The sequence below is a fragment of the Micromonospora sp. NPDC048871 genome (assembly GCF_043198155.1).
Classification (GTDB): domain Bacteria; phylum Actinomycetota; class Actinomycetes; order Mycobacteriales; family Micromonosporaceae; genus Micromonospora.
In genome coordinates this window covers 215,247-229,473 of sequence record NZ_JBICUM010000004.1, presented here as the reverse complement: position 1 = coordinate 229,473, position 14,227 = coordinate 215,247, and the positions used below count along the sequence as shown (strand labels likewise).

At 71.5% G+C, this 14,227-nt stretch carries 10 protein-coding genes; 8 read left to right on the top strand and 2 right to left on the bottom strand.

What is annotated here, in order from left to right; all coding sequences use genetic code 11:
- Positions 1 to 59 precede the first annotated feature (59 nt).
- From ACGFIK_RS12530 to ACGFIK_RS12515, 4 genes are all read left to right on the top strand, one after another.
- Positions 60 to 956 carry a bifunctional helix-turn-helix transcriptional regulator/GNAT family N-acetyltransferase gene (locus ACGFIK_RS12530; protein ID WP_327026134.1) on the top strand — a complete coding sequence of 299 codons (897 nt, stop codon included), beginning with the start codon at positions 60 to 62 and terminating at the stop codon, positions 954 to 956.
- Positions 953 to 2,581, top strand: coding sequence for an isovaleryl-CoA dehydrogenase (locus ACGFIK_RS12525; RefSeq protein WP_327026133.1), 1,629 nt, complete (start codon positions 953 to 955; stop codon positions 2,579 to 2,581). The genes ACGFIK_RS12530 and ACGFIK_RS12525 overlap by 4 nt, the downstream gene beginning before the upstream one ends.
- A 542-nt stretch (positions 2,582 to 3,123) precedes the next feature.
- Positions 3,124 to 5,235 (top strand): cellulose binding domain-containing protein, encoded by a 2,112-nt coding sequence (locus tag ACGFIK_RS12520; RefSeq protein ID WP_393339226.1) that lies wholly within the window; start codon positions 3,124 to 3,126, stop codon positions 5,233 to 5,235.
- Between the two features lie 106 nt (positions 5,236 to 5,341).
- Positions 5,342 to 6,277, top strand: coding sequence for an oxidoreductase (locus ACGFIK_RS12515; RefSeq protein ID WP_327026131.1), 936 nt, complete (start codon positions 5,342 to 5,344; stop codon positions 6,275 to 6,277).
- An 83-nt stretch (positions 6,278 to 6,360) separates the two neighbouring features.
- Here the strand turns inward: ACGFIK_RS12515 and ACGFIK_RS12510 are convergent, their stop codons facing one another.
- A complete protein-coding gene (locus ACGFIK_RS12510) occupies positions 6,361 to 7,746 on the bottom strand; it encodes a PHB depolymerase family esterase (protein ID WP_327026130.1) in 1,386 nt (461 codons plus the stop codon).
- A gap of 327 nt (positions 7,747 to 8,073) precedes the next feature.
- Here ACGFIK_RS12510 and ACGFIK_RS12505 point away from each other — a divergent pair, with 327 nt between their 5' ends.
- The 4 genes from ACGFIK_RS12505 (at position 8,074) to ACGFIK_RS12490 (ending at position 11,903) form a co-directional block, all read left to right on the top strand.
- Entirely contained in the window at positions 8,074 to 9,357 is a 1,284-nt protein-coding gene (locus ACGFIK_RS12505; RefSeq protein ID WP_393339222.1) for an MFS transporter, read from the top strand.
- Positions 9,358 to 9,517: 160 nt separating this feature from the next.
- Positions 9,518 to 10,369 carry a fumarylacetoacetate hydrolase family protein gene (locus ACGFIK_RS12500; protein ID WP_327026128.1) on the top strand — a complete coding sequence of 284 codons (852 nt, stop codon included), beginning with the start codon at positions 9,518 to 9,520 and terminating at the stop codon, positions 10,367 to 10,369.
- Positions 10,366 to 10,929, top strand: a complete 564-nt coding sequence (locus ACGFIK_RS12495) for an SDR family oxidoreductase (protein ID WP_327026127.1) — start codon at positions 10,366 to 10,368, stop codon at positions 10,927 to 10,929. The genes ACGFIK_RS12500 and ACGFIK_RS12495 overlap by 4 nt, the downstream gene beginning before the upstream one ends.
- Positions 10,930 to 10,940: 11 nt before the next feature.
- Positions 10,941 to 11,903, top strand: a complete 963-nt coding sequence (locus tag ACGFIK_RS12490) for an aldo/keto reductase (protein ID WP_327026126.1) — start codon at positions 10,941 to 10,943, stop codon at positions 11,901 to 11,903.
- Between the two features lie 5 nt (positions 11,904 to 11,908).
- Here the strand turns inward: ACGFIK_RS12490 and ACGFIK_RS12485 are convergent, their stop codons facing one another.
- Positions 11,909 to 14,128, bottom strand: coding sequence for a glycoside hydrolase N-terminal domain-containing protein (locus tag ACGFIK_RS12485; protein ID WP_393339217.1), 2,220 nt, complete (start codon positions 14,126 to 14,128; stop codon positions 11,909 to 11,911).
- Positions 14,129 to 14,227 lie beyond the last annotated feature (99 nt).

Here is a 14,227-nt window from a genome sequence, read left to right as displayed (position 1 = left end):
GGTGTCGAGTGCGGACCAGCCCTACCGATGGGCAGAATAGTTGACTAAAGTCAGACAACATGGAGCGTGAACTGGTGGATGTGGTGCGGGGCTTCAACCGCACGGTGACCCAGCGCGTCGGAGCGCTGGACGACAAGTTCCTGGCCCGCGACCGGCCCCTGGCCCAGTCGCGGCTGCTCTGGGAGATCGGCCCGGCCGGGGCCGAGGTGGCGGCGCTGCGTAACCGGCTCGATCTCGACGCGGGCTACCTCAGCCGGCTGCTGCGCACCCTGGAGGGCGCGGGACTGGTGACGGTGACACCGGCCGAGGGCGACGGACGGGTACGCGTGGCCCGGCTCACCGAAGCCGGCCGGGCCGAGTGGGCGCTTCTCGATCGCCGATCCGACGAATTGGCCTGGTCGATGCTCGCCCCGCTGACCGTCGGCCAGCGTGACCGGCTCACCACCGCGATGAACGAGGTGCAACGGCTGCTGATGGCCTCCATGGTCACCGTCGAGGTCTGCCCGCCGACCGATCCGCGCGCTCGTGCCTGCCTGCGGGCGTACGCGGGGGAGCTGGCCGAACGCTTCCCGGCCGGGTTCACCCTGGACACCGACGACGACCACCAGTTCCTCCCGCCCGCCGGGGTGTTCCTGGTAGCCACCCTCGCCTCGGAGACGGTGGGCTGCGGCTCGGTACGCTTCGACCCCGACGGGACCGCCGAGATCAAACGCCTCTGGGTCTCCGGGTCGGTACGCGGGCTCGGCGTCGGCCGACGACTGCTCACCGAGCTGGAGAAGCACGCCGCCGCGGCCGGTGCGGACTGCGTACGCCTGGACAGCAACCGTGCCCTGACCGAGGCCATCCGGCTCTACCGCAGCGCCGGATACGAGGAGATCCCGCGGTACAACACCAGCCCGTACCCTGATCACTGGTTCGCCAAGCAGCTCCACCGCGCACCGGAGGCGTCCCCGTGACCACACACGAGGTGGCCAACCAGGTCCCCCCGCTGGTCGACTACGACACCGCGGACGATCCGGCACTGCTGGAGGGCCTCGTCCGGGAAGGTGCCGACTGGGCCGTCGGTGAGGTCCACGACCTCGGTAGGCTCGCCGGCAGTCAACCCGCTCTCGAGCACGGCCGGTTGGCCAACGAGTACCCGCCGGTGCTGCGCACCCACGACCGCTACGGGCACCGCATCGACCAGGTGGAGTTCCACCCCTCCTGGCACGCGCTGATGCGTACCGCCGTCGAACATGGCCTGCACGCCGCCCCCTGGGCCGACGAGCGGGCCGGGGCGCATGTCGCCCGCGCGGCCAAGTTCTACACCTGGCGTCCGGACGCCGGGCACGGCTGCCCGATCTCGATGACCTACGCGGCGGTGCCCGCGCTGCGCCACGCCCCGGACCTGGCCGCCGACTACGAGCCGCTGCTGACCACCCGGACGTACGACTTCGGGCTGCGCCCGCCGCGCGCCAAGCGGGGGTTGCTGGCCGGCATGTCGATGACCGAGAAACAGGGCGGCTCCGACGTACGGGCCAACACCACGGCCGCCCACCCGCAGCCCGACGGCAGCTACCGGCTGGTCGGGCACAAGTGGTTCACCTCCGCGCCGATGTGCGACCTGTTCCTCACCCTCGCCCAGGCACCCGGCGGGCTGACCTGCTTCCTGGTGCCCCGGGTGCTGCCGGACGGCACCCGCAACCCGATGCGACTGATGCGCCTGAAGGACAAGCTGGGCAATCGCTCCAACGCCTCCGCCGAGGTCGAGTACGAGCACGCGGTGGCCTGGCGGGTAGGTGACGAGGGTCGGGGCGTACGCACCATCATCGACATGGTCAACCTGACCCGGCTGGACTGTGTGATCGGCGCGGCCGCCGGGATGCGCCAGGGGGTGATCACCGCCGTGCACCACGCCGCGCACCGGCGGGCCTTCGGCCGGGCCCTGCTCGACCAGCCGCTGATGCGCAACGTCCTGGCCGACCTGGCGATCGAGTCCGAGGCCGCCACCCTGCTGATGATGCGGCTGGCCGGGGCCACCGACCGGGCCGCCCGGGGCGATCAGAGCGAGGCGGCCTTCAAGCGGATCGCCCTGGCGATCGGCAAGTACTGGGTCTGCAAGCGCTGGCCGGGACACGCCGCCGAGGCCCTGGAATGCCTGGGCGGCAACGGGTACGTCGAGGAGTCCGGCATGCCCCGGCTGTTCCGCGAGTCGCCGCTGAACTCCATCTGGGAGGGCTCCGGCAACGTGGCCGCGCTGGACGTGTTGCGCGCGCTGGCCGGTGCACCCGAGGTGCTGGCGGCGTTGCGCGCCGAACTGGAGGCCGCCGCCGGGGCCGACGCCCGCCTGGACGCGGCGGTACGCCAGGTCGAGGCCGCCCTAGCCGACCCGGCCGACCGGGAGGTACGTGCCCGGCGGCTGGTCGAGCAGTTGGCCCTGGTGTTGCAGGGTGCCTTGCTGGTGCGCCACGGCCACCCGGCGGTAGCCGACGCCTTCTGCGCCTCCCGACTGGCCGCAGACCGGGGCCACGCCTACGGCACCCTGCCGCCCGGCGTCGACTTCCCCACCATCCTCGCCCGCGCCACCCCGACGTTGAGCTGACCCCGCCCGCTGCCCCTGCCCTGTTCACTGCGGGCAACCCGGCACCCAGACCACAACGCCACCGGCCCTGTCGAGCTGACCCGCCTGCGCTATCAGGCTGCGGGGCTGGCTTTGGGTACATCTGTTGTCGCCAGGGCAGCAACAAATGCACCCAAAGCCGAGGTGACTGTCCCGACCGGTCGGGACTCGGTCAGCGAATCGCCGGTGCGGGCCAGATGGGGAAACGGCCGGCTCTCATACCCCGCTCCCGTGCGGGAGGCTCGCCTTCGCCGGATGTCCCGGTGCAGGTGGATCCCCGGCGCGGTGTTCGGGATGGCCTCGGCCCGAAGGTGGGTGGGCAAGAGGCGTTGAGTGATCGCCGTACGCTGTGCCATTCTGATCCGTCGATGTGTTTGTCGGGCGCGAGTGGCCGTCATCCGATGGGCAGCCGGGGCCGTTCTGGCCTGCGGCGGGTGACGGCAGGTGAGTTGGTCGTTCTCGTATCGCCGCTGGTCGTGGGCTTCGGCCGGGCGGCTCCCGCTTGTGATCGAAAAAGGACATCCATGAGAATTCCGAACAGGCACGGTGTTCGACCCTCCGCCCGATCGAGGCGGCTGCCCCGGCGCGGAGGCGCGCTGCTCGTCGCGGGCCTGCTGCTGACCACCGGCGCACTGACCGGGGCCACCGCCCCGAGCGCTGACGCGGCGGTCGCGCCGGTGACGGTGACGGTGAATACGCGGGCCGGGCTGGCCACCGTGCCCGACACCGCGCTCGGCGTCAACCACGCCATCTGGGACCAGTATCTGGCCACCGAGGAGACCTCGGATCTGCTGCGCGACGCCGGGGTGCAGATGCTGCGCTACCCGGGTGGCTCGTACGCCGACATCTACCACTGGCGCGACCACACCGCGCCCGGCGGCTACGTGGCCCCCGGCACCGATTTCGACACCTTCATGGGGGCGGCGCGTCGGGTCGGGGCCGAGCCGATGATCATCGCCAACTACGGCACCGGCACTCCGCAGGAGGCGGCCGACTGGGTGCGGTATGCCAACGTGACCAAGGGCTACGGCGCGCGGTACTGGACGGTCGGCAACGAGAACTACGGCAATGGTCACTACGGGTCCGGCTGGGAGGCCGACCACCATCCCGACAAGAGTGCCAACTACTACGCGAACCTGGTGGTCGACTACGCCGAGGCGATGAAGGCCGTGGACCCGACCATCAAGGTCGGCGCGGTGCTCACCATGCCGGCCAACTGGCCGGACGGCCTGACCGCCGGCAACGACCCGGGCCCGTGGAACCAGACCGTGCTGTCCATCGCCGGGCCCTCGATCGACTTCGTGGACGTGCACTGGTACCCGGGTGGCAGCCCCGCCGAGTCGCTGCCCCGGACCAGCCACATCAACGACGCGGTGTACCTGCTGCGCCAGCAGATCACCCGGTACGCCGGCCCGAACCCCGGCCGCATCGGGATCAGCCTCACCGAGGTCAATGTCACCTCCGAGGGCATGACCAGCCAACCGGCCGCCCTGTTCCTGGCCGACGCCTACAGCGGTCTGCTCGCCAACGGGGTGTTCACGGTGCACTGGTGGAACGTGCACAACGGCATCGGCCGGGTGAGCACGGTGGCGGGGCAGATTGACTACGGCGACTTCGGCCTGCTCTCCAGCGGCACCTGCACCCCGGACGGCTCGGTCTGCGAACCCCCGGTCAACACCCCCTTCGCGGCCTACCACGGGTTGACCATGATGAGCCGGTTCGCCCGCAGCGGTGACCAGTTCATCCGGGCCGAGACCGACCAGCCGCTGGTCAGCGCGCACGCGGTGCGGCGGGCCAACGGGGAGGTGGCCGTCCTGCTGATCAACAAGGACCCGGACAACGCCCACCCGGTCACCATCGACTACGCCGGGTTCGTCCCGGCCGGCGGGGCGCCGACGGTGCACACCCACACCAACGGGGCCACCGAGGTCACCACCGCCCGCAGCGGCAAGGCGACCAGCCGTACCCTGCCGCCGTACTCGCTGACCACCCTGGTGGTGCGGCCGGCTTCCGCGGTCACCGGGGCCCCCGGCGCCCCCGGCCAGCCCACCGCTACCGGCCTCACCGACCGGGAGGTGACGATCACCTGGCCGGCCGCCACCGCCGGGGCCGCCCCGATCGCCAAGTACGAGGTGCACCGGCAGAACGGGGCGGTCAGTGAGCAACTCGGCGAGACCTCCGGGACCAGCCTGACCGTCGGCAACCTGGTCCCGGGCCGCAGGTACACCGTCAACGTGCTGACCCGCGACACCGCCGGACGGGTCTCCTGGTCCTCGCCGCCGCTGACCTTCACCACCGGCAGCCCGGCTACCAGCGGCTGCACCGTCCGTTTCGCCAGCACCACGGACTGGGGCAACGGCTACGTGGCCAACGTCGACATCGTCAACGACAGCGAGCACACCATCGACGGGTGGACCCTGACCTGGACCTGGCCCACCTCCTGGCAGCGGGTCGGCAGCGGATGGAGCGCCACCTGGGAACAGGTCGGCGACACCGTGCGGGTGACCAACAACGACGACAACCGTCGGCTTTCCGCCGGGGCCTCGACCACTGTCGGCTTCGTCGGCGAGTACAGCGGACCGAACGTCGTACCGACGGCCTTCCGGCTCAACGGCACCCTCTGCACCATCGGCTGACCCCGAGCGGTCCGCCGGCGGATCCCGCCGGCGGACCGCGCCGGTCGCCCTGACGAGCCCGACCTGGTCGCGCCGGCCGGGCCCCGCGCGAACCGAGGAGCGACAGATGACCCACTGGGCGTACGACGACATTCCCGACCAGCGGGGGCGCACGGTGATCGTCACCGGGGCCAACAGCGGGCTCGGCCTGGAGACGGCGCGAGCGTTGGCCGGCAAGGGTGCGCGGGTGGTGCTCGCCTGCCGGGATCGCGGCAAGGGTGAGGCCGCGGCCGAGACGATCCGCGCCCGGCACCCGCACGGCGAGGTGCACTGCCGTCGCCTCGATCTGGCCGATCTGGACTCGGTGGCCGCCTTCGCCACCGCCTACCGGGCCGAGCACGACCGGCTGGACCTGCTGGTCAACAACGCCGGGGTGATGTATCCGCCGTTGCGGCGTACCCGGCAGGGCTTCGAACTTCAGTTCGGCACCAACTACCTGGGTCATTTCGCGCTCACCGGCCGGCTGCTGCCCCTGCTGCTCGCCACCGGGCAGGCCCGGATCGTCAACGTGGCCAGCAACGCGCACCGCACCGGGCGGATCGACCTGGACGACCTGAACTGGCAGCGGCGGCGCTACGCCCGGTTCGCCGCCTACGGGCAGAGCAAGCTGGCGATGCTGCTGTTCACCCTGGAGCTGCACCGACGGCTGACCGGGGTCGGATCGTCGTTGCGGGTCACCGCCGCCCATCCTGGGTGGACCTACACCGGGCCGAGTCAGGGGCGGGACCGGCTCGTCACGATCGTCAACGGCATCGGCCGGTACCTGGCGATGCCGTTGGCCGAGGGGGCCCTGCCGATCCTGCGCGCCGCCACCGACCCGGAGGCCGAGGGCGGCAGCTACTGGGGCCCGGCGCACCGGGCGGAGAACGTCGGCCCGCCGGTGCGCGCGACCCGCAGCGCCCGGGCCCTCGACGTCGGGGTGGCACAACAGCTGTGGGCGCGAAGCGAATGCCTGACCGGCATCCCGATCGACCTGCCGCCGGTCGACGCGACGACACCCTGAGCGGTACGCCCTGTGCCAGATGGTCGGGGAGGAGCGCCGGTGCCCCGGCCGATGACGGCCGGGGCACCGATCTGGTCGAGGGGTCAGCTACAGGCTGCCCCGTTCAGGGTGAAGCGGTCCGGCGGGGTGCTGGTGCCGGTGTGGGTGGCCTGGAAACCGAAGGTGATGCTCTGGTTGGCCCCGATGGTGGCGTTGTAACCGACATTGCGGGCGGTCACCTGGTTGCCGGTCTGGGTGATCGTGGCGTTCCAGGCGTTTGTCACCTGCTGGCCGCTGGCCGAGGTCCACTGCACCGTCCAGCCGTTGATCGCGACCGGGCTGGTGTTGGTGACGGTGAGGTTGGCGACCAGGCCGTTGTTCCAGGTGTCGGCCGTCCACTGCACCCGGCAGGAGGTGGCACCCGGCGGCGGGGTCGTCGGCGGCGGAGTGGTGGGCGGCGGCGTGGTCGGCGGGGGAGTGGTGGGCGGCGGAGTCGTCGGCGGGGGAGTCGTCGGCGGCGGGGTGGTGGGCGGCGGGGTGCTGCTGGTCAGGCCGAAGAAGTCGATCGCGGCCCGGGCCATGCCGGTCGAGGGCAGGCTGTGCCCGGCACCCTGGATGGCGTACGCCTCCACCCGCACCGTGCCGGTGGAGTCGGCGAACTGACGCCGGTTCCAGTTCGCCTGCGGGGTGTCCGTGCGGGTCGGGTTCTGGCTCAGCCCGGCCACGTTGGTCCACTGCTCCACCGACTCCTGAAGGAGCTGGAAGGGGATCAGGTTGTCGTTGGTGCCGTGCCACAGCTGCACCCGAGGGCGAGGCCCGGTGTAGCCGGAGTACGCCTGCCGGACCGCGTCACCCCACTGCTGCGGGGTCCGGTCCATCCGGCCGTTGACGCACTGGCTGTTGGTGGGCGGGAAGTCCGCGGCGTTGGCGAAGCAGTTGAACGGCACCCCCATGAACGCCGCGCCGGCCTTGTAGACGTCCGGGTAGAGCGCCATCAGGGCCTGGGTCATCATGCCGCCCGACGAGCTGCCGGTGGCGTACACCCGCTGCGGGTCGCCGCCGTACTGGCGCTGGGCGTAGCTGACCATCGACATGATCGACACGGGGTCACTGCCACCGTTGCGCACCTTCGAGGCGGCGGACCACACGTCGAAGCAGTTGCCGAAGCCGGCCTGCTGGGTGGCGGTGGGGTAGATGACCACGAAGCCGTACTGGTCGGCGAGGCGGCCGAACTCACTGCCGGAGTAGAACCCGGGGCCGTTGCCGCCGCAGCCGTGCATGGCGACCACGACGGCGGGATTGGCGGGCCGGACGTCCGGCACATAGATGTGCATCCGCATGTTGCCCGGGTTGGTGCCGAAGTTGGTCACCTCGACCAGGGACGCGGCGGAGGCCGGTGACGGGGCGAAGAGCACGCCCGTCACGGCGAGAAGGGACGCGGCAGCCAGGGATCCCAGCGCCGCTACGGTTCGTTTCACGTCCACCTCCATGGACTACGACAGCGCGCCGGACCGGGCCACGGCAAGCGTGGACCGAGGACGAGGACCGGCGTCGCGATGCGCGAGGTGCTGCCCTACGGAGCCTGGTGTCCGTCCACCTCGCCGTACCAACGGTGCAATTCGTGCCAATCCGCTGCTTCGCGTGTAGCCAAAGTATGGGCGCGCACCATGGGTCGGAGCAAGATGCTTGTGAATATCGATAATTCCGGTCATCCATGATCCCTCTTTTCCACGGTCCTCTCCGGCCGGTCGGTCGCCGCGCACCGGCGACCTCGCGCGGGGGCCGAGCGAGGGCGCGGGGTCTGCGATGATTCGGCGGTGACGGGGGTGGAAGAACCAGTAGCGACCACGCAACCGGCCGGCTCAGAGTCGACCGGTGCGGAGTCGAGCGGTCTGGGCGGCCGGTACTGGCGGCTGTGGTGGGCATCGGCGGTGTCCAACCTGGCCGACGGGGTCGTCAAGGTGGCTCTGCCGTTGGTCGCCGTCGGGTACACGACCTCACCGGTGCTGGTCGCCGGGGTGGCTGCCGCGTTCAGCCTGCCGTGGCTGCTGTTCGCCCTCCCGGCCGGCGCGCTCGTCGACCGGCTCGACCGGCGGCGGGTGATGGTGGCCGCCAACAGCCTGCGGGCGGCCCTGCTCGGGGCGCTGGCCCTGGCCGTGGCCCTCGACGCCGGCTCGATCTGGCTGCTCTACCTGGTGGCCTTCGGCGCGGGCGTCGCCGAGACCCTGTACGACACCTCCGCCCAGTCGATCCTGCCGCAACTCGTCCCGCGAGCGGCGCTGTCCCGCGCCAACGGACGGCTGTACGCCGTCGAACTGGCCGCCAACCAGTTCGTCGGCCCGCCGCTGGCCGGCTTCCTGGTCGCCGGCGCAGTGGCGTACGCGATGCTCGGGCCGGCCGGGCTCTGGGCCGCCGCGGTGGTCGCCCTGCTGCTGGTCGGCGGCCGGTTCCGGGTCGCGCGACAGGGCACGAGCACACTGCGCGCCGACATCGCCGAAGGCGTACGGTTCCTCTGGCGACACCGACTGCTGCGGACCCTGGCACTGATGGTCGGGGTCAGCAACCTCACCACCACGGCCACCTTCGCGGTGCTGGTGCTGTACGCGGTCGGGCCGAACTCGGCCATCGGGCTCAGCGAGCCGGGCTACGGCCTCCTGCTGACCACCCTGGCGGGGGGCATCGTGCTCGGGTCACTCGTCGCCGCGAGGATCGAGCGGCTGCTCGGCCGGGCCCGCGCGCTCGGCGTAGCGATGGTCGCGATCGCGGTCGTCGTGGGCGCTCCGGCGCTGAGCACCAACCCGTTCGTCCTCGGCGGAATCTTCTTCGTCGGCGGGATCCTGCTCACCGCCTGGAGCGTCATCACGGTCTCGCTGCGCCAGCGGATCACCCCGGACCGCCTGCTCGGGCGGGTCAACAGCGGATACCGGCTGCTGGCCTGGGGGAGCATGCCGGTGGGAGCGTTGGTCGGGGGCGGGCTGGCCGAGCTGTTCGGCCTGCGGGCGGTCTTCGTCATCATGGGCGTACTGGCCCTGGCCCTGCTGGTCGGCATGCGCTGGGTCACCGACGCCGCCATCGAAGCCGCCGAACGCGCCACCACCTGACCACCGGGCGGAGCATTCTCGACCTCAGACCCGCCGGGTCGTGACGCACCCTCGCAACGGACGCGGCTTCGCCGTTCGTTTGCGGCTGGGCCTTGCCGTTTACTCATCGATGCGGATAGAACCAGGCGGATAGATCCGATGTCTGGCCGAAGGGTGTGCCGTGAAGCTACTTCGAGTGGGAGCCCTCGGGCGGGAACGGCCCGCCGCGCTGGACCCGGCCGGTCGGCTGGTCGACCTGTCCGGCCTGGTGTCCGACATCGACGGGGCCTTCCTCGACGGCGACGGCATCGAGGAGGTACGTGCGGCGGTGCAGGGCGGCAGCCTTCCGCAGGTTGATCCCACGGTCCGCATCGGGGCCCCGGTCGCCCGACCCGGCAAGGTCGTCTGCGTCGGGTTGAACTACTTCGATCATGCCGCCGAGATCGGTGCGAGACCACCGGCCGAGCCGGTCCTGTTCCTGAAGGCGTCGTACACCGTGGTCGGCCCGAACGACCAGGTGCTGGTACCCCGGGGCAGCCGCAAGACCGACTGGGAGGTCGAACTCGCCGTCGTGATCGGCCGCACCGCCCGCTACCTGACGAGCCCGGCCGAGGCCCTGGCCTGCGTCGCGGGGTACACGATCGCCAACGACCTCTCCGAACGCGAGTTCCAGCTGGAACGCGGCGGCCAGTGGGACAAGGGCAAGTCCTGCGAGACCTTCAACCCTCTCGGACCCTGGCTGGTCACTCCGGACGAGGTGCCCGACCCGCAGCAGCTGGGCCTGAGGTGCAGTGTCAACGGCATCCTGCGCCAGGACGGCAACACCAAGAACATGATCTTCGGGGTGGCCGAGATCATCCACTATGTCAGCCAGTTCATGGTGTTGGAACCGGGCGATGTGATCAACACCGGCACCCCGGCGGGGGTCGCCCTGGGGATGCCCGACCCCAAGCCGTACCTGCGCGGCGGTGAGGTGATCGAGATGGAGATCGACGGGCTCGGTCGGCAACGCCAGCCGGTCGGCACCGCGTGAGCGGGGAGTTCACCGGGCTGGCCGCCGTGGTGACCGGCGGAGGATCGGGCATCGGCCTGGCGACCGCCGAGCTGCTGGCCGCGCGGGGTGCCGCCGTGGCCTGCCTGGTCCGGGTCACCCGGGCAGCTTTGCCGTACCTGCGGGTCTCCTCGGCCGCCGCGATCGTCAACATCTGCTCGATCGCGGCGACCGCCGGCCTGCCCGGCCGGGCCCTCTACAGCGCCACCAAGGGCGCGGTGCAGGCCCTGACCCTGGCCATGGCCGCCGACCACCTAGCCGAGGGCATCCGGGTCAACTGCGTCAACCCCGGCACGGTAGACACCCCCTGGGTACGCCGACTGGTCGACGCCGCCGCCGATCCCGCCGCCGAGTACGCGGCCCTGCGCGTCCGCCAACCCCTCGGGCGGCTGGTCACCCCGGTCGAGGTGGCGGCGGCGGTGGCCTACCTGGCCGGTCCCTCGGCCGCCGCCACCACCGGGACGGTGCTCGCGGTCGACGGCGGAATGCACGGCCTGCGGCTGCGCCCGGCGGGATCCACCGACAACCACCCCCACCGGTGAATCGAGACCTCATGAGGCGGCTGGGCAGTACGCAGGTAACGGTCAGTCAGCTCGGCTTCGGGTCCTCCGGGATCGGCAACCTGTACCGGGCCGTGGACGAGGAGACCGCCCTCCGCACCGTGGAGGCGGCCTGGCAGGTGGGCGTCCGCTACTTCGACACCGCCCCGCACTACGGCCTCGGCCTGGCCGAACGTCGGCTGGGAGCCGCCCTGGCCGACCGGCCCCGTGCCGGGTACACGGTGTCCACGAAGGTCGGTCGGTTGCTGGTGCCCTCGCCACAGACCGCCCACCTGCGCGATGAGGAGGGCGGCTTCGACGTCCCGGCCGACCATGTCCGGCAGTGGGACTTCAGCGCCGAGGGGGTGCGCCGGTCTCTGGAGTCCAGTCTGGACCGGCTGGGCCTGGACCATATCGATGTGGTGCTGCTGCACGACCCGGATGAGCACTGGCGGCAGGCGGTCGAGCAGGCGTACCCGGCGTTGCACGAGCTGCGGGCCCAGGGGGTGGTGGGTGCCATCGGCGTCGGAATGAACCAGTGGCGGATGCTGCACCGGTTCGTCCGGGAGACCGACATCGACACCGTCATGCTGGCCGGGCGGTACACCCTGCTGGACCAGTCCGCGCAGGACCATCTGCTGCCGGCCTGCGAGGAACGGGGGGTGTCCGTGCTCGCCGCCGGGGTCTTCAACAGCGGGGTGCTGGCCACCGAACAACCCGGCCGGATGTACGACTACCGTCCGGTGCCGCCGCCGATCCACAACCGGGCGGTACGCATCGCCGCGACCTGCCGACGGCACGGGGTGAGCCTGCCGCAGGCGGCGATGGCCTTCGTGGCCCGGCATCCGGCGGTGGCCACTCTGGTCGTCGGGGCCACGAGTGCCGAGCAGGTGAGACGCAACGCCGACCTGCTCACCAGGCCGGTGCCGGACGCCCTCTGGGTAGACCTGGTGGCCGAGGGTCTGCTCTCCTCCTGAGCCGGTCAGCGCGGCTCGACGAGCAGTTCCCGGCCCTCGATGCAAACACGCACCGGGGCCCGGCGCCGGGTGCGATCGGCGGTGATCGTGAAGTCGGTGACCCGACCGGCCCGCCACACACAGTCGACCCGGTAGCCGCCCCGGGCCCGCAGCCCCGCGAAGCTGCCGTCGGCCCAGTGCGGCGGCAGGGCGGGCAGCAGGTGGATGACGCCCTCGTGGCTCTGCAGCAGCATCTCCGCGATCGCCGCGGTGATGCCCAGGTTGCCGTCGACCTGCATCGGGGGGTGGGTGCAGAGCAGGTTGTCCAGGGTGTTGTGCCGCAGCAGACCCCGGAGCATGGACCAGGCCGGCTGCGCCTGGCCCAGCCGGGCGAAGATCGCCGCCCGCCAGGGCCAGGTCCAGGACCGGCGGCTGTCGCCGGTGACGGTGTCGTCGCTGACCGGGCCGCCGTCGCTTCGGCCGCAGCGGGCCCGCAGGGACACCAGGGCCGCGGCGGCGAGTTCCGGGGTACCGGCGGGGGTGATCTGGCGGCCCGGGTACACCCCGAACAGGTGGGAGGTGTGGCGGTGCCGGTCGTGCGGGTCGTCGCGGTCCGCCCGCCACTCCTGAAGCTGACCCCACCGCCCGATCTGGTGCGGTGCCAGCCGGGCCTGCCGGTCGGCGACCGTGGCCTGGAACTCGGCGTCGACCTCCAGGGCGGCGGCGCAGTCCAGGTAGTTCTGGAACAGGTCCCAGATGATCTGGTGGTCGTACGGCACCCCGTCCTCACGGGGGCCGTGCTCCGGCGACCATCCTTGCGGGGCGAGGAGGTGGCCGGTGCCGTCGTCGACCAGCCGGTCGGTCCAGAAGCCGCAGATCTCCTTGATCAGCGGATAGGCGGTGTCCCGCAGGTATCCGAGGTCCTGGTTGAAGGCCCAGTGCTCGTAGAGGTGCTGGGCGTACCAGGCGCTGGCCACGGTGTTCCACTCCCATGAGTTGCCACCGAAGATGCTCTGGCTGGTGCGGGCCGTCCAGCCCCGGGTCCGGGCGCCGAAGGCGTTGCGGGTGGCCACCCGGCTGGGTACGGCCACCTGCCGGATGAACTCCACGAGCGCCCGGTGGCTGTCGCCCAGGTCGGTGGTCTCGGCACACCAGTAGTTCATCTGGACATTGATGTTGGTGTGGTAGTCCGCCGCCCAGGCCGGCTGATTGCTGTCGTTCCACAGCCCTTGCAGATTGGCGGGCAGCCCGCCGGGTCGGGAGGAGCTGTGCAGCAGGTACCGGCCGAACACGAACATGGTCTGCTCCAGTTCGGGGTCGGCGTCGCCCGCCCGGTAGCGGGCCAGCCGCTGGTCCGTCGGCAGGGCGGTGACCTCGTCGGGGCTGGCCCCCCAGTGCACCCGTACCCGGTCGGCTGTCGACCGGGCCTGCGCCACATGGGCCGCGCGGAGCACGGCATGAGGTTGCCCGGCGGCCCGGTCCAGGGTGGCGCGTACCACCGGCTCCGGATCTGCCCCCCGCCACCGCGCGGCGGCGTCCAGCCGGTAGTCCGTACGGGCGTCCAGCAGCAGGGTCAACCGGGTGGCCGAGCGTACCCGCAGGTGGTGGCCCTCGGCGGTGACCTGCCCGTCGGTGGCCGCCACCCGGACGGCGGCGGCGTACCGCAGCCCGTTGCCCAGCACACCGCGAAAGGCGATGGTCCCGGCGTGGGCGGTCGTGGGTGCCTCCTGGGCGCTGGTCAGCGTGATGTCGCAGTCCAGGGCCCCGGGCCGCTCGGCGGTGTAGTGCAGGACCAGCAGGTCGGCGCCGCGACTGGCGAAGGCCTCCCGCCGCACCCTCTGACCGGGTGCGCCGAAGCGGGTGGTGTGCAGGCCGGATTCCAGGTCCAGATCCCGGCGGTAGCCGATGTCCGGCTGGGGGTGGAAGCGCAGGTGCAGGTCGCCGAAGGCCAGGTAGCAGCCGAACCCGGTCATGCTCGGGTCGAAGACCTCGTCGGGCTGCCCGGCCAGGGCGTTGTCGTAGTCCGCTACCCCGCCCCACAGGCTCTGCTCGTTGAACTGGATCCGCTCGTGGTCGGGCCGGCCGAAGATCATGGCACCGAGGCGACCGTTGCCGATCGGCAGGGCCTGGGACTGCCAGTCCACGGCGGGCCGCCGATACCAGAGCAGGTGCCGACCGGTCGGGGTGGCGGCACAGGAGTCGGTGCCTATCGCCGGAAGGTACCGCCGCCGGTGCCCGGCCGACAAGACCCGCCGGCGTCAACCGGGTTGACCGACCCGGCCCGGTGCCACTACGGTCGTACTCATGATCATCGCATTCATGCGCCTGCGTTCCGCCTGAGGCGA